Annotated in this window: 11 protein-coding genes and 5 pseudogenes; 11 read left to right on the top strand and 5 right to left on the bottom strand. The window is 68.7% G+C overall.

What is annotated here, in order from left to right:
• A partial coding sequence (locus tag GA0115254_RS34350) for an alpha-N-acetylglucosaminidase C-terminal domain-containing protein (RefSeq protein ID WP_093899177.1) occupies positions 1-2,113 on the top strand: 2,113 nt, incomplete at its 5' end.
• Between the two features lie 280 nt (positions 2,114-2,393).
• Here the strand turns inward: GA0115254_RS34350 and GA0115254_RS46835 are convergent.
• Positions 2,394-2,572, bottom strand: a pseudogene (locus tag GA0115254_RS46835) (IS200/IS605 family accessory protein TnpB-related protein); the annotation flags it as partial.
• On the opposite strand from GA0115254_RS46835, the gene GA0115254_RS34355 reads away from it, so the two are divergent.
• On the top strand, positions 2,498-3,106 hold the full coding sequence (locus GA0115254_RS34355) for a M14 family metallopeptidase (protein ID WP_218105601.1): 609 nt from the start codon (positions 2,498-2,500) through the stop codon (positions 3,104-3,106). The pseudogene GA0115254_RS46835 and the gene GA0115254_RS34355 sit on opposite strands and share 75 nt — an antisense overlap.
• 127 nt (positions 3,107-3,233) lie before the next feature.
• Here the strand turns inward: GA0115254_RS34355 and GA0115254_RS34360 are convergent, their stop codons facing one another.
• Complete coding sequence (locus GA0115254_RS34360; RefSeq protein WP_093899178.1) at positions 3,234-4,835, bottom strand: peptide-N4-asparagine amidase; 1,602 nt, start codon at positions 4,833-4,835, stop codon at positions 3,234-3,236.
• Between the two features lie 175 nt (positions 4,836-5,010).
• Here GA0115254_RS34360 and GA0115254_RS34365 point away from each other — a divergent pair.
• Positions 5,011-5,193 (top strand): annotated as a pseudogene (locus tag GA0115254_RS34365) (alpha-ketoglutarate-dependent dioxygenase AlkB); the annotation flags it as partial.
• A gap of 318 nt (positions 5,194-5,511) precedes the next feature.
• Entirely contained in the window at positions 5,512-6,369 is an 858-nt protein-coding gene (locus GA0115254_RS34370; protein ID WP_256102920.1) for a S1 family peptidase, read from the top strand.
• Positions 6,370-6,449: 80 nt separating this feature from the next.
• On the opposite strand, the gene GA0115254_RS44890 is transcribed toward GA0115254_RS34370, so the two are convergent.
• Positions 6,450-6,638, bottom strand: coding sequence for an amidohydrolase family protein (locus GA0115254_RS44890; protein WP_176740401.1), 189 nt, complete (start codon positions 6,636-6,638; stop codon positions 6,450-6,452).
• Positions 6,639-6,967: 329 nt separating this feature from the next.
• Between GA0115254_RS44890 and GA0115254_RS44895 the strand changes: the two genes are divergently transcribed.
• The 3 genes from GA0115254_RS44895 to GA0115254_RS34385 all read left to right on the top strand — a co-directional run bounded on the left by GA0115254_RS44895 (position 6,968) and on the right by GA0115254_RS34385 (position 8,393).
• Positions 6,968-7,132, top strand: coding sequence for a hypothetical protein (locus GA0115254_RS44895; RefSeq protein ID WP_176740402.1), 165 nt, complete (start codon positions 6,968-6,970; stop codon positions 7,130-7,132).
• 119 nt (positions 7,133-7,251) lie between these two features.
• Complete coding sequence (locus GA0115254_RS34380) at positions 7,252-7,692, top strand: VOC family protein (RefSeq protein WP_093899180.1); 441 nt, start codon at positions 7,252-7,254, stop codon at positions 7,690-7,692.
• A gap of 68 nt (positions 7,693-7,760) precedes the next feature.
• Positions 7,761-8,393, top strand: coding sequence for a DUF6461 domain-containing protein (locus tag GA0115254_RS34385; RefSeq protein WP_093899181.1), 633 nt, complete (start codon positions 7,761-7,763; stop codon positions 8,391-8,393).
• A 1,244-nt stretch (positions 8,394-9,637) separates the two neighbouring features.
• Here GA0115254_RS34385 and GA0115254_RS34400 read toward each other — a convergent pair.
• Positions 9,638-10,369 (bottom strand): annotated as a pseudogene (locus GA0115254_RS34400) (alpha/beta fold hydrolase).
• Between the two features lie 1,412 nt (positions 10,370-11,781).
• On the opposite strand from GA0115254_RS34400, the pseudogene GA0115254_RS34405 reads away from it, so the two are divergent.
• Positions 11,782-12,216 (top strand): annotated as a pseudogene (locus GA0115254_RS34405) (transposase); the annotation flags it as partial.
• A 36-nt stretch (positions 12,217-12,252) separates the two neighbouring features.
• Here the strand turns inward: GA0115254_RS34405 and GA0115254_RS34410 are convergent.
• Entirely contained in the window at positions 12,253-12,948 is a 696-nt protein-coding gene (locus tag GA0115254_RS34410; RefSeq protein WP_176740403.1) for a hypothetical protein, read from the bottom strand.
• A 483-nt stretch (positions 12,949-13,431) separates the two neighbouring features.
• On the opposite strand from GA0115254_RS34410, the gene GA0115254_RS34415 reads away from it, so the two are divergent.
• The 3 genes and pseudogenes from GA0115254_RS34415 to GA0115254_RS34425 all read left to right on the top strand — a co-directional run.
• Positions 13,432-14,238, top strand: coding sequence for a replication-relaxation family protein (locus GA0115254_RS34415; protein WP_176740404.1), 807 nt, complete (start codon positions 13,432-13,434; stop codon positions 14,236-14,238).
• Positions 14,177-14,638, top strand: a complete 462-nt coding sequence (locus GA0115254_RS34420; RefSeq protein WP_093899185.1) for a hypothetical protein — start codon at positions 14,177-14,179, stop codon at positions 14,636-14,638. The genes GA0115254_RS34415 and GA0115254_RS34420 overlap by 62 nt, the downstream gene beginning before the upstream one ends.
• A gap of 393 nt (positions 14,639-15,031) precedes the next feature.
• Positions 15,032-15,805: pseudogene (locus GA0115254_RS34425) on the top strand (transposase); the annotation flags it as partial.
• Positions 15,806-15,885 lie beyond the last annotated feature (80 nt).

Raw genomic sequence — 15,885 nt, forward strand, 5'->3', positions numbered from 1 at the left:
GGCCGTCGAGGCCGCTCTCCAGAAGGCTCACCCCGGAGCGATCTGGGCCATCCTGGGCTGGCAGAACAACCCGAGCCGGGAGATCCTTGACGCAGTCGACAAGAGCATGATGCTCGTCGTCGACGGCCTGTCCGACCGCTACACCACCGTCACCGACCGGGAGAGCGACTGGGATGGCACACCGTACGCCTTCGGCAGCATCTGGAACTTCGGCGGTCATACCCCTATCGGCGCCAATGCCCCCGACTGGGTGGAGCAGTACCCGAAGTGGCGCGACAAGGAGGGCAGTGCGCTCGCCGGGATCGCGATGATGCCTGAGGGCGCCGACAACAACCCCGCCGCGATGGCCCTGTTCACGGAGCTCGCCTGGACGCCCGGCACCATCGACCTCGACGCCTGGTTCGCCTCGTACGCAGCGTCCCGGTACGGCGGCGAGGACCCGCACGCCGTGGCGGCCTGGAAGGCGATCCGGGACACCGCGTACAACATGACCCGCAAGGATGCGTGGAGTGAGGCGCCCGACGGGCTATTCGGCGCCCGGCCGAGTCTGGGCGCCAACAAGGCTGCCGCCTGGGGGCCCGAGGCCGACCGCTACGACACCACGGCCTTCGACGCGGCACTCACTGAGCTGCTCCAGGTCGCGCCGCGGCTGCGCGACAGCTCCGCCTACGCCTACGACCTCACCGATGTGACCCGTCAGGTGCTGTCCAACCGCAGCCGCGTTCTGTTGCCCCGGATCAAGACGGCGTACGACGCCGGGGACCGTGTCGGCTTCGACCGGCTCACCAAGACCTGGCTCGGCTGGATGAAGCTGATGGACAAGATACTGGCCACGTCCGCGCAGCACCTGCTCGGACGGTGGCTCGTCGGCGCCCGGTCCTGGGGCGCCACAGGGGCCGAGAAGGACCAACTGGAGTACGACGCGCGGTCGATCATCACCACCTGGGGAGGTCGGGCGAGCAGCGACGAAGGGCTGCACGACTACGCGAACCGAGAATGGGCGGGGCTGGTCGGCGGCCTCTACCTCACTCGCTGGAAGACGTACTTCGACGAGTTGTCCGCAGCGCTCGCGGACGGCCGGGAGCCGGCCGAGATCGACTGGTTCGCACTGGAGGACCGCTGGGCGCACCAACAGGACAGCTACCCGGTGAAGACGTCGGGCGACATCCGCAAGCTGGCCCGGCAGGTGCGGGACACTCTGGCCGCAGATCCCCACCAGGTGGCGCTGGCCGGGTCAGCCGACCGGGGCGCGGTGGCGGAGGGCCGCCCGGTGACGGTCACCGTGTCGTTCACCAACCGCAACGGCTTCGGGCTGGCGACGGATGTGACGCTGACCGTCGATGCACCGGAGGGAATGACTGCCGAGCCGGCCGGCACGACCACCGCGGCGTCGGTCGGCCCGGGCGAAACCTTCTCGGCGACCTTCCGGGTCACCCTCACCAAGGCCGCCCGTGCGCTGGTCTTCCGGGTGCCGGTGGGCGCGTCCTACCGGGCCGCAGGCACGCGCGGCTCGGCCTCGGCGGCGGTCCGTCTGATGGCTGGCACCGGGGTGGGCGATCCCTACCGGAGTGCCTCCTTCAACGACGCGGTCTTCGGCCAGTCCGGGGGCGCGATCGCCATCGAGGGCGCGGGCGCCGATCTGTGGGGCACTACCAACGAGTTCGGCACGGTCTACCGGGCCGCCGCCTTCGGGTCCTCCTCGAATGCCACGGTCCAGGTCACCTCGCAGGACACCACCGGTGGCTGGGCCCGCGCCGGGCTGATCGTCCGCAACGACCTCTCAGAGAACGGCAATGGTTCGGCTGGCTACGTCAATCTCGCGGTGACTCCGTCCAACGGCTGCGTTCTGTCCTGGGACTCCGACGGCAACGGCCAGCTCGACTCCATCGAGCTGGCCGTTGCCGTGACCGCCCCGGTGCATCTGCGGCTGACGCGCTCCGGCAACACGTACACCGGCGAGTGCAGCCCTGACGGCGTCTCCTGGACCAAGGTCGGCACCGCCACACCGGGCGGCGTTGCCGATACCCAGGACATCGGCGTTTTCATGACGGCGGCCAACGGTTGGAACGGCACCCGCGGGATCGCCGGTTTCGAGGACTTCTCCGTCAACTGAGCCGACGGGCCGGGCGCCGGCCGGGGCCGCTTCACGCGTCTCCGGCCCAGCCGTCGCCGTACGGCCGGAGGAGTGCGTGCCGCTGCCCGTCGTCATTGTCTGCGCCCACGGCGACGTCCGTAACTCGGCGAGAACGCCGGCTTGACCGACCGTGCTCGACATCTCGTGCCATCTCACACACCGGCCTCTACCAGGGCGGATGAGGTTTCCGGCAAGGGCAGGGTCACCCCCGGCCGACGCCGTCGGCTCAGGCTCGCCCGCACTTGGCCATGAAACGATAGTCGAGGTGGATGCGGTAGGCGACTGCCCGGTTCGCGGTGATGCGGTCGGCCCACTCCGCGCCCCGGTGCGCGAAGCCGATACGGGGGTGAGGGTGTACCGGCCGTGCGGGGCGTTGGCCAGGTGCGCGAGCGGGGCAGGCAGCTTGATGCTGACCTCGCCGTCCGGGGTGACGCGGATCAGTCCCTCGGCTCGCCGTCCAAGGCCTCGCTGCTCAGGAACGTGAACATCCTCTTCATCCCGATGTTCAACGCGGACGGCGCAATGGGCGACGTGAACTTCGCCCTCGACGGCTACCTCGGCAAAGGCGAACGCCACCTGACCCGCTACAACGCCAACGAGGTCGACCTCAACCGCGACCACGTGGCCAAGGAGCAGCCCGAGACGCGGGCCCTGCACGAGAATGTGTTGCGCGCCTACGACGTGGACTACGCGATTCACCTGCACCACCAGGGCACCCAGTCCCGCGTGAACGGGGATCTGGTGTCCGGCTCGATCCTGTACCCGACGACCCCGGACGTCTCGCCCGAACCGGTCGAGAAGTCCAAGCGGCTCGGCTCCGTGGTGTACCACAACGTCAACCGCACCGGCTGGGGCCACATCGGCCGGTACGACGGGGGCTCGGCCAACACCATCGGCCGTAACGGCATGGCGGCCGAGTACGGCATCGCCACGCTGCTGTTCGAGATGCGCGGGATGAGCGACCACGAGTAGGTGGCTGGTCTGCCCGGGCTCGATCATCGGTGGGGGAAGCGGGCGTAGTGGAGTGGCTTGCCCAGGGCGCGGTGGGGGCGATGGCCGTTGGCGGGGCCCGGCACGCACGGCCGGGCCCCGCGTGGGCTCAGCAGCCCGTACGGTCTTCCGTCAGGACGCCCTGCTCGGTCCGTAGTGTGCGGTCGTAGCAGCCCTCCGACCCGTCGAGCCGGTAGCGCTCGTTCGATGTGCCGACGGCATGGCGCTGGTCACGTGGGACACCCAGCGTCCAGGTGGCGTCGCCGGTGTACGTGTCGTCGAGCCGCGACCAGGAGATGCGCTTGCCGGCGCGTATGACCGAGGTGTCCGCGCGGTCCCCGAGCGTGAGGACGGTGCGCAGCCGGTTGTCCGTGCCGATCGTGGTCTCGCCGTCCATGGTGTAGACGCGATGGGTGTGCGCGACCCGCGCCGGGCCGTGGCCGTCCACAGTCACCGTCTCGTCGTCGTCCCAGCGTGACGTGAGTCCGTCGGTGTTCTCGTCCTCCGTCCAGTGGTGGGCTGAGGTATTGGCGAGGGTGCGCGAGACGGTGGTCTCGACGCGCCCGTGCGAGGTGTTCACATAGCCGGCGACGGTGAGCCGGTGGCCGCCCTTGGTGTCGAGCCGGTTCAGTGAACCGGGCGTGATCGTCGTCGAGTTGGAAAGATCACTCTGATCGTGCTTCGTGAGCGCCCCGGTGACGTGCTCGCTGCCCTCGTCCTGCCAGACGAGGACGTTCGTGGGCGTGCTCCAGCCGCTCTGCCCCTCGGGCAGGCCCGCGACCGACACCTCGACGCGGTGCTCGCGCCCGTCGTTGAGGATGCTGGCGAACGGCGTCAGGTCGTACTCGATCGGCTTCACGTCGAAGGCACGCGGCGCCGGAACGACGTACCAAAGGAAGGGGTTGGACCAGCCGCCGGTCCACACGGTCGGGAACGGCGCTGCGATTCCCGCGAGTTGGCCGTCGACCTTGACCTGCACCTCGCGGTACGGACCCTTGTCCGCCTTGCACGAGTAGGACGCGGAGTCCGGGACGGTCAGGTACCAGTACTCCTCGCAGCCGCCGCCGGATCCGGTGGCGTACACCTCGGCGACGATGCGCTCGGAGTTACGCGGCGTGGCCAGCGTGGCGCCCTCCAGCGGGAGCACCCTGTCGGGCGTCTCGGCGGCTTTCGTGCTGCCCTTTGCGGCATAGAAGGTCAGCGTGACCTTGACGTCGATGACGCCGGTGTATGTCTCGTCGACGACATTGCCGATGAGCATTTCGACGGGCTGCTCGCGGCGCAGTGTGTCGCTGTAATGGGTGACGTCCTTCTCCACCAACCAGGTGATCCCGTCGACGGAGGGCTCGGGCGTGGACGTACGGAACACTTCGACGCCGCCCATACGGAGGTAGCCGATCCGGTCGTACTGACGGCCCTTCACCTTTCCGTCGAGGCGCAGCACCACCTTGCTCCAGCGGTCTCCGCACTCCACGGGCGGGGCGTAACTTCCCCTGTACGGCTTGAAATCACGGAACTGTGCCTCCGCGATGGTGACTTCGCAGGATCGAGTGTCGGGCTTTTCGATGGCCGGCGCCGCGGTCAGCGGGTCGTGCCAGTCGGTGCCGAACTCCACGGGAACCGGCTCGGCCGCGGCCGCCGAGCCCGCGCCGAACGCCGAACCGGCGGCCAGCACCAGTCCGGCGAGCATGGACGTGATCTGTCGTTTCATGAGTCAGGAGTGAAGCGCGGGACGGACAAGTGCGCCAGGGGCGAATGATCGATCTTGTCGTGATCTGTGCACTCGTGCGGAAAAATCGATTGTTGCGAACTCCGGCGGAACGCGAACCTTGCGCGGTTTCATCACTCGCCACCCCTCAAGCGCTCCATGGGACGTCAAGCAGATTCGCGACCTGCTGCTGCGCCCCGTCGGGGGCGGCGGGCCGACCGTGCGCAGAGCCCTCGGGCAGAACGACCTCATCGTGATGGGCGGCTCCTGCCAGCGCACCTGGGACCACGCGATCCCCAAGTCGGCGCGGGCGTCCGGGCTCGGGATCAGCCTTCAGTTCCGGCCGGACGGGGTGCGCTGAGCCGGCACCCGGCCCCCCGCCCGCTGCCCCAGCGACCCCGCCGGAGCAGGCCTGGCCTGGTGGAACACCAAGTCGTGGACCCCGGGCGCGAGTTCGGATCTGCATGTGCACCGGGCCCGGCCCGTGCCCGCGTCCTCCGCGCCCGCGGACCTTTGGGGGACATGGACTTGATCCCACCCCTTGTCCCGCCGCCCGTCGGCATCGAAGAATGCGCACGGCAACCATCGGCTACAGACGTCACACCCGGCGTCGGCAAGGGGGCTCCACCCAATGTCACCCGCAGCACCGATGACACGTACGACACGTCGCTCACCGAGGATCGGCAAGGCGCTCACCGGCGCGGCGTTCGCGCTCGCCCTGGTCGGCGCGGGCGCGGCACCCGCCGTCGCCGGGACCGCGAGCGGGGACGCCGGCACCCGCGCGAGACCGAACGATGCGCCCGTCACGTTCGCCGGCACCGTCGCGCTCAGCAACTGTTCCGGTTCCGTCGTGCGCACCCCGCAGTCACAGCCCGACGACCCCGCCCTCGTGCTCTCCAACGGGCACTGCATCGAGGGCGGCTTCCCGAAGGCCGGCCAGGTCATCGTGGACCGGCCGTCCACCCGCACGTTCAAGCTCCTCGACGAGGACGCCGGGGTGCTCGGCACGCTCCAGGCCGACCAGATCTCGTACGCGACGATGACCGACACCGACATCTCGCTGTACCGGACGACCACCACCTACGCCGAGATCGAGAGCAAGTACCACGTACGGCCGCTGCTGCTCGACCCGCGCCACCCGCGCAAGAACACCGAGATCACCGTGACGTCGGGGTACTGGAAGAAGCAGTACAAGTGCTCCGTCGACGGGTTCGTGGACCAGCTCAAGGAGTACTGGTGGACCTGGAAGGATTCGGTGCGCTACACGCCCGGGTGCGAGACCATCGGCGGCACCTCCGGCTCCCCGGTGATCGACGACCACACCGGACGCGTGATCGCCGTCAACAACACCCATAACGAGGACGGCGAGCAGTGCACGCTCAACAACCCCTGCGAGGTCGACCGCAAGGGGCTCATCACCGTCCGCTACAACGCGCGCTACGCGCAGGAGACCTACGGGATCGTGCCGTGCGTCGTCGACGGCAGCAAGCTCGACCTGGGCCGCGAGGGATGTGAACTCCCCGAGCCCCAGGCCTAGTACGCAGAGGACGTACGCCGTACGGACCGGCTGCGAGCACGTCCGTGCGGCGGCGTCCTCGGTGACGAACCGCCCGTCGATCAGCGCGTGCGGATGCCCACCGGCAGGGTGCATGGCGCCTCGAACGCCGAGCCCGCCGCCACCGTGTCCGGGTCGAGGAGGACCAGGTCGGCGCGGTAGTCCTCGCGGACGAGCCCGCGGTCCGGCAGGCGCAGCCGGGCCGCCGGACGGGACGTCAGATGCGCCACCGTCTCCTCCAGGGACAGCACGCCCGCCCTCGATCACCTTGAAGACGCGGTCGCGGGCCGGCAGATCCGGCTGCGCGACTTCCACCGCGGCGGCATCGACAGCGGCCAGCCGGTACCGGTGGCGCATGGCGTACCTCGGCGACGAGGTTCGGCTGGACGGTGACGTAACGGAGCTTGTTCCCAGAGCCCCATCCAGCGCTGATCTGCATTCCCGTCCACGGATGCCCGGGCCCGTCGGGCGCCGGCGCGGCCCCCAGCTCGCGCCGCGCGGCGGGGCCTGGACGGGTGCGGCGAGGGCGAGCGGCACGGGGAACTCCACCCGCCAGGGGTGACCCGGCACCGTGAATTGATTGGGGGAGGCGCATGCTCAAGCGCGCACGCTGCAAATCGTCGAGGAGGCATTGAAAAGCGGGGACGGCACGCTGCGGCTGATCGTCTTCATGGGAGCGGCCGCCTGCGCCGCACTCACCCTCGGTGGTGACGCCTGGCTCGCGGGTCTGCTGCAGCGGTGCTGAGGCGCGATCCAGATTTCTCGGAGTTCGGCGGTCTGCGGATGTCGAGAACGTGCCACCGGCTTCGTCCCAGGGACATCAGCGCCTACCACCGGCCGCACGGGGAAGAAGGAGAAACCAGCATGGCGATTCAGCGGATGGACAACGTCGGCATCGTCGTCGAGGACATGGATGCCGCCATCGCGTTCTTCGTGGAACTCGGTATGGAACTGGAGGGCAGGGCGGAGGTCGAGGGCCTCTTCGCCGACCAGTGCACCGGACTCGACGGCGTCCGCTGTGACATCGCGATGGTCCGGACCCCGGACGGTCACAGCCGGCTCGAGCTGGCGAAGTACCGCAGCCCCGCGGCGATCAGCGCCGGGCCGCGCAACCGGCCGCACAACATTCTGGGCACGCACCGCGTCATGTTCGCCGTCGACGACATCGAGGACACCGTTGCCCGCCTGCGCCCTCACGGCGCCGAACTCGTCGGCGAGATCGCCCGGTTCGAGGACAGCTATCTGCTCTGCTACCTCCGCGGCCCGGAGGGCATCATCGTCGGACTGGCCGAGCGACTGCGCTGATGGTGTGCTGAGCCAGCACCATGGGCCTCCCGCGTGCGTTGTCAGAGGCAGCGGTCAGGATGACGGTCATGACAGACGGAACGACCTGGCTCGCTGACCGACAATCCATCGCGTTCGGGGGCTACCGCGTGGTACTCGCCCGCGGGCTCTCCCCGGAGGAACTCGCCAAGCGCCTTGCAGCGACCCTGCTGTACGACACAGAGCACATCGTCGTGCCGGTCGGGGACCACACCGGGGCCTCGCTCCTGGAGCTCATGGACGACCACTACGACGTCGGGCTGCGCCTTGGCTCCGTGGGGGACTGGACATACGCGGTTGCGTACGGCGGCTGGCAGGCCGAGTTCGGGCCGATGACACCGGTCTCGCACGGCGGCACACATGTCTGCCTCCTGGAGTACGAGGAGGAGAACGGCAAGCCGGTGCCGCCTCAGTTCGCCTATTTCCACGACGGCCGGCTGCTGGCCGCCTTCAACCTGCACTTGGACGGATCATGGGGCTACGAAAAGGTCGAAGGCGACCCCGCTACAGCCGCTCGACTGCAGGAGCGGCTCACGGCCGCCGGTCTCCCGGACCCGGAGCGGAACCGAAGGGAGGCCCACCGCGCCGCGCTGGGCGTTGTCGAGGAGTTCTTCGGGCTCTCGCTGCCCAGGGATCGGATCGTGAGCGGGACGCTGCCGGCCGTTTTGCTGGAACCGGCGTGACCCGCAACCAGACCGACACAATCACCGGGTGTTCCTCGGGGCCCTTCACCTCACGTTCTTGGTTCTGCGGCTGCCGGTGGGGAGGGGGCGGTGGCCTTCGTCCCAGTGGTTCGACCAGCCGCAGAGCCCGCATGCGTACCGGCCGTCGAGTCCGTGTACTTCGGCGTCGCAGCCGCGGCAGCGGGTGGTGGTGATCTCGGGGCTTACGGCTGTTGTGGGGGTGGTGGAGGACCATCCGCATTGGTTGGAGCAGGTCCAGGATCCGTCGGGGCCCTGGGTGGCTGCTGCGCCGCAGTTTCCGCACGTCATGAGTACCTCCGGGGTCCGGGGGTGGCCCCGCCGACGGGGGTGGCAGCGGGGCCGGGTTCAGTGTGGCAGGGGCTGGCGGTGGTGGGCAGGGTTTCGGAGGGGTGGGTGGCGTGGCGGGGTGGTGCGGCGCGCCATTCGCATCCGATATTCGAACAGACGTAGCATCGGTGCGTGCCCAAGTACGACTTTCCCCAGTTCTCTGGGGGTCCAGCTGTGGCGCGAGGCGAGCCAGATCGGCTTTCCGCAGCTCAGCGCATTTCTGGGCGACTTTAACAAGCGCAACAGGTGTGGCGGTATCGCTGGTTCAGGTGATCTGCAAGGGCCGGGTATTGATGGGGCATCGGCCGAGCAACGCCGCACAAGTCAGGCCGTTCGGACTGGGCTCGCCCTGAGGCGGCTGCTGAACTGAGGGCCGATGCTGGTCGCTCTCCGAGCCGGACTCCGCCGTCCAGGCCTTCTGTGAGCCCTGGGGCAGGTTCGTGTCGGTGTAGGCCGTCCTCTACTGCGTATGCAGCAGAGGACTGTCGGCAGCTGCACGAAGACCGGAGATGCCAGTTTGGACAAGGTGGAAGGGTTCGCCGAGTTCGGATGTGGAGACCCTTCTGTGGCTGCTTTTCTTGATCGTTTGGGCCGATTGGCCTTTCGCTGACGCTGGCACGTCCTGGCGATGTGGGTGGTGGTGCTCGTTGCGGCGGGAATGGCGTCGGCACTGGCCCCGGCCGCACCGGATGGTTCCTACTCGATGCCGGGGACGGAGTCGCAGCGGGCGTTCGACCTCATCGAGGAGCGCTTTCCCGTCAACAGATGATCAATTCCAAGGGTTGTCCTGTGACTGTGCATCACAGTTAGCCAATGAGTGCTCCATTTGGCCAGGCTGAGTGCGCGGTCGCTGTCGAGGTGTTCAGGGGCACCGGGTGATCCCGGCTGTGGCGCGCTCAGCTGACGGCAGGGAGCTGGCGGGCGAAGCGGCGGACGGCATCGGTGAAGGCATCTGGGTCGTCGAAGTTCGCGAGGTGCCGTGCCCGCGGGATCAATTCGACGCGAGCGTGCGGATGCGCGCGGGCGAAGTCCGCCTCCTCGGCCCGGAAGACGGTGTCCTTCTCGCCGTTCAGGATGAGGACCGGAGCCTTCACATAACGCATCGCACCCGCGTCGAAGCGTCCGAGTACCTCGTCCCAGGCTGCTGGCAGGGTATGGAAGGCGTAGCCGGAACGGATGGTGGCCTCCACCACTTCCCGTGGGTAGAGCCGCCGCAGCAACCAGTCGTTCTACCAGGCCAGGCGATCCGCAGGCATACGAGGGACCAGCCTGGCGACCCACCGATAGGGCGCTGCACGGAGGCCACGGGTGGAGGCACTGGCTCCCGCGAGGATCAGCCCGCGCAGTTGTTCCGGACAGCGCCGCGTGAACTCCAGCGAGGCATATCCGCCGAGCGAGTGCCCGACGACCAGAGCCGGCCCGCGGTCGAGCGAGTCCACCGCGGAGGCGATGATCTCCGTCGCAGTGCTCAGGCTCCAGGGCTGAGCCGAGCGCTCCCCGTGGCCGGGCAGGTCGACGGCGACTACCGGGAATTCGTCCTGGAGTGCGGCAAGCTGCATGCTCCACTGTCCCGCGCTGAAGCGCGTCCCGTGAACGAAGACTATGGGCACTGCATCCGCTGCCGTCATCAGTCCCCCCCCAGGTGACACCATCCTCAAGTCGACTCTACCGGCGGGATCTTCCTCGCGGTCAAGGGAGATGCCAGAAGGTGCTCAAACGGCCAACTGTGTGGCGCTCAGTCACAAGTCTGCGGAGACGAGAACGAGGGCGTCCAAGATCGTTGCGTGACGAACAACCTGGACACCCTCGCGACGGCACTCTATGCGACAACAGAAGACCTGCTGAAGGAGCGCCCGGTTTCTGGACCGCCCTACGCGTGCGCGTGCGAGAAGCCGGACCAACGAGGACCATCTGAGGCGCTGCTCGACGGCGCCACACGGGGCCTGACCGGTAGGGGTTCCATTTTCGGGTGGCGTTTTTCAGTGGTGGTGTCAGTGCGGGGTGGCAAAATCCGCAGGAGAGACGAGATGGCCGGTGGCCCTCCGTGTTCCGCGTAATGGAGACATCTGCGCGGAACACGAAGGGCCACCGGCGTGTCCGGGGCCTGAACAGTACGAATGACAGGGTCCGCTCGCCTCGAGGCTGCGCCACAGACTGGCGAGGAGAGCGGACCCCGGAACCCCCGGAGAGGTCCCGTGACTCCAGCTAATCGCATCACTCACACCGTCGGTGTCCCCAGCGAGGGCAGGGCCGGACGGTGAACATTGAGTACGAGCGCGTATGGGCTCAGAACGTGACCGCCGACCAACCGGGTGCGGCACTCCAACGCCTGGCTGTGGTGACGATGCCGGGCATCGTCCACCGAGTGGAAACCGCGATGCTTTGCATCCAGTGGCGATGCACGCATCGGGTGAGCCCACCCAGTGGAGCCCACCCAGTGGAGCCCACCCGGTGGAGCCCACCCACTGAGTGGAATCCACCCGATGGGCTCCACTGAGTGGACGCAACCCTGGTGCGCACCGGATGACGGGGGACGCCACTTTGGCGCGCACCACCCGACGATGTCCGGCACTCTCGCGTGCACCCGGTGCACCGCACCCGATGTCCCGCACCGCACCAGTGCGCGCACCGCCCATCGCCCCTTGACCAGGTCCGGCCCGCGCGCGTCGACCCCCTTGACCAGGTGCGCCACCTGGCACGTTTCCCCTTGACACAGCACGTTCCGGCCGCCGATCAGGCCGTGGCCAAGGGGGTGTGTGATAGAGGGCCCGCCCGCCGCTGGGGCGTACTTGGTGCGGTGGTGCGGTGGTGCGCACGGTGCAGTGGACCTGTCCGGCGGTGGTGCGCACCCGATGCCCGCGGTGCGCACCACCGCCGTCCCGGGTGCGTACTACACGATGGACAGGCGCACCGACTGCGCACCGGCCGGTGCGGGGTGCGCATCGAAGGCATGGCCCACGCTGACGGCCTCCATCTGGCGCAGGACATCGGCGACGGTTTCACCGCACTCTTCCTCGGTGAGGACCTGCTTGACGAAGTCGATGAACTGGCGCGGGCCACTGAGGAGGCCTTTCGGGCGCACCCGGACGCGGCGATCATGCCGAGCTTTCCGGGGATCGGTTCCCAGGTCGGTGCCCGCATTCTGGGGGAGATCGGCGACGACCGGAGCCGGTTCGCCACGGCCGGAGGATTGAAGGCGTACGTCGGCTCGGCTCCGATCACCCGGGTCTCCGGCAAACGCCGCTACGTCGGTCGCCGGTTCGTGAAGAACAACCGGCTCGACCACGTCGGCCACCTGTGGGCCTTCGCCTTCCTCAGCGGTTCATCGGGTGCGGACGCCCACTACCGGCGCCGCCGGGCCGGAGGGGACTGGCACATGCAGGCACTGCGGCATTTGTTCAACCGCATGCTGGGGCAGCTGCATCACTGCCTGCTCGCCCGCGTTCCTTTCGACGAAGCCATCGCTTTTCCTCCGGGGGCTGCGACGCCCCAGCCGGCTGGTTCACAGGGCTCAGGGCATGAGGGCAGTCGACACGCGAGCCAGGTCTTCCGGGGTGAGGGCGAAGCCATTGGACGGGTTTCGGTACGAGTACGCGCCGTCGTCCACGCGGACACCGTTCTTGCTGGTCCAGCGGGAGGCCCCTCCCGCACCTTGGCCCTCAACGAGAGCGGCAGCGAGTTCTTCGGGGGCCTCAACGGCAGTAAGGGCGCTGAGAGCTGCCATCAGGCGGTGCTCTGCGTCGTCCGGGATGTTGTCGTCTCCGAGCGCGGGCAGCAGCAACAGGAGGCGGCGGTGTGGATCGGCTGTGCTGCCCCCGGGCAGCCCGTTGGCGGCGGCAGAGAACAACTCGGGCCAGGACAGGGCGGGACCCATGAAGTGCCCGTCGTTCTTGGCCAGCAACAGTGCCCGCTCCCAGGTGGGGTGATGCAGGAGATAGTCGACACCGGGGTCGTCCTTCCACGCGCGGCAGACGACGTGGAGGAGGTGCCCGGCGGCCAGCGGGATGGTGAAGACGGGCCACTCCGCCCGCTCCCGCAGCTCCCGGTGGAACACCTCGGCCGCCTCGTAGTCCGCGCCGAAGAGCAGCTCTTCCGTGTCCTCGTCGTGAGCGCCCGAGTACAGGTGGCCAAGCCAGAAGAGAGGTTCGTCCAGCAGCTCTGGCTGGTGGGCGAGAGGGTGACCGTCGTACCCGGGTATCTCCATCATGCCGATCATCATGCCGCGTACCCGGTTGCCCCTATACGGTCGGCCCCCGATGCTCCGGGGCCAGGCCGCGAAGCCTCGCGTGCGTCATCACGGCGATGCAGACTACGAAATTTCTCGGTGCATCTTGACGGCTTAACTGCATGAGGTGTCTTTACCGGCTTGTGTATCGCCGGTGAAGGGGGTCATTGAGTCGCGGTGGCGAGGGCCGCGGGCAGTTGTGCTGTCGGCCGTGGTGCCGGCCGGGGATGGGGGAGTGATGGGTAGCGGGGTGCAGTGGCCGTACAACTCGACGGGTCGGGCGCGGAGGCTGGTGCTCTTGGCGCTGGGGGTGGTGAAGGTCGTGACGGCGGAGCAGTTGCGGCAGTTGGTGCTGCCGGGCACGGCCGATCTGCAGACGGTGCGTAACGCGTGCAAGGACCTGCGGCACGCCGGGCTCATGGAGTCGGTCGGCCGGACGTCCAGTCCGGGGCGAACGGCCGGCCGGTGCGGCAGGATTTGTGGAACCTGACGACGGCCGGGCTCGCGGCGGCCGCATCGGAGCTGGGGCGGCCGGTGAAGGAGATGGGGCGGCCGGTGAAGGAGATGGGCGGCACCGCGAGGGACGCGGCGAAGGCCGGCGCCGTGCACGCTCTGGCGGTGACGGACACGATCGACGCGTTCCGTCAGTCCCCGCCGCTGCCGACGAAACCGGTCGCTCGCCGCACCACCCGCCCCGCCCCTGAGCGGGTGCTTCCGGTTCGCCCGCGGGGGCTGGGGCACTTGCGGGGCTGGGAGACCGAGGAGGCGCTGCCGGTCACGGGCACGTTCACGACCCCGGCCAGGGGCAGCCTGCGTGCCGATGCGGTCCTGACCGCGCCGGAGGATCAGGTGCCGGTGTTGTTCGTGGAGGTCGACAACCAGACCGAACCGGCCGCGGTCGTCGCCGCGAAGATCGACCGGTACCGGCGGTTCTTCCTCCGCCAGGTGAAGGACGACCGTGGGCGTGAGTTCCCGTTGTGGTCGACGTTGTGGGAGGACTCCGGCAGGGGTGGCTTCCCGCCCGTCGCCCTGGTGTTCACGAAGGACGTCGGCGCGCAGGCGCGGATGAACCGCATCAAGACCGTCCGGGACCTGTCCCGCGCCTGCTGGCAGCCCCGCTGGGAGACCCCTCTGGGCTGGTCGCCCAAGGGCACCGAGGGAGGCGGCTGGTGGGACAATGCCGGCACCGTCCCCGTCATCGCCACCCACCTTGACCAGAGACGGCTGGTGGGACCATGCCGGCACCGTCCCCGTCATCGCCACCCACCTTGACCAGCTCCGCACTCACGGCCCCCATGGACCCGTCTGGTGGCGGCTCGGACTCAGCGACTGGCAGCCGATCACCGACGCCCTCACCAACACGGGAACGGAAGACGAGTACGACGCGCGCGAGGAACAGCGCCGCCAGGAGCGCGAGGCCACCCGCGCCCTGGAGCAGCAGCGGCGCGAGGAACTGGCCCGGTTGGATGCGGTCTGGGAGTGTCCGTCCTGCCAGGCCGATGTCGAGCCCGGCACGGCGGGCTTCGACGGCTACCGGCCCGCGCAGGGCGGCCTGTGTCCGGCCTGCGAACACGCCCGCCGCGAAGAGGTGCAGCAGGGCGTCGTCGCTGACGACATGGCCGGCACGAATGGCATCCTTGCTCGACTGAAGGCCCGTGCCGAGGGGCGGTAACCGGAGTCAGCGCGGCAGCGTGCCGGCCAGTGGTCGGACAGCCGACGGCCCAAGGGATACGCCCCTCGGTCTCGGCGGCGCGCCCACCGGGCCAGCACCATGCCCAGCAGCCGGGCTGAGGAGCTGGAGGAGCTCGGCATGGTCTGGGACACCGCGGATGCGGGGTTCGCGGAGGGCCGGTCTCGGACCTTCCTGAGCCCGGTGCCTGCTTACTCCTGTTCTGCTGATGGTGGGTGAGTACCGGTCAGGTCGGGGTTGGTTCTTCGGTGCGCGGGTGGCTGGGGTTTATCGGTTGGCCCAGGTGGTGGCGGTCTGGGTGGGGGCGGTCCGGGGGCGTCTCGCCCAGTGGCAGGCCAGCTCGCGCCACGATGAAAGACCCCGAGAACCCCATGAGCCAACACCGCCACCGATCACATCGCGGTGCTGGACGACGCCCTCGCACAGATCCCCGACGCTCACCGGAACGGCACCGCGATCCTGGTCCGCGCTGAGAGCGCCGGATCCGCGAAAGCCTTCCTCGCCCACATCCGGAGCTTGCGCGAGCACGGGTTGAGCCTGCGGTTCTCGGTCGGATACGCGGTCACCGAGCCAGTCCGTCGTGCAATCCGCTCACTGCCCGAAGCTCTCTGGCATCCCGCCCTGGACCAGAACGGGACACTGCGAGACGGCGCCGAGGTCGCCGAACTGACCGGCATGGTCGACCTTGCCGGGTACCCGGCCGGCACCCGCATCACCGTGCGGCGCGAACGTCCGCACCCCGGCGCCCAACTGTCCCTGTTCGACCACGACGAAGGCCTGCGGCACCAGGTATTCCTTACCGACACCTCATACTCCGGCGGCGGCTCCGCACAGTTCCTTGAGGTCCGCCACCGCGGACACGCCACCGTCGAGGACCACATCCGGTGCGGCAAGAACACTGGCTTCGGCCGCTTCCCCTCCCGCCATTTCGACGCCAATGCCACCTGGCTTGAACTCAGCCTCACGGCGATCGATCTCCTTGCCTGGGCCCGCGTCCTCCTGCTGGATGGCGAACTCGCCGCCGCCGAACCCAAGAAACTTCGATACCGGCTGCTACACGTTGCCGCCCGCCTCACCCGCGGTGGACGCCGCATCCGCCTGCGAATCTCGGCGACCTGGCCCTGGAGACACGAACTGGCCACGGCTTTCCACATGGCTTCGACGGCGTCAGCTTCTGTCACCCTGCGTGGCACGAGATCCCCCTTTGGCGACGCCCCCTCATCACTCCC

The sequence above is a fragment of the Streptomyces sp. Ncost-T10-10d genome (genome assembly GCF_900091955.1).
Classification (GTDB): Bacteria; Actinomycetota; Actinomycetes; order Streptomycetales; family Streptomycetaceae; genus Streptomyces.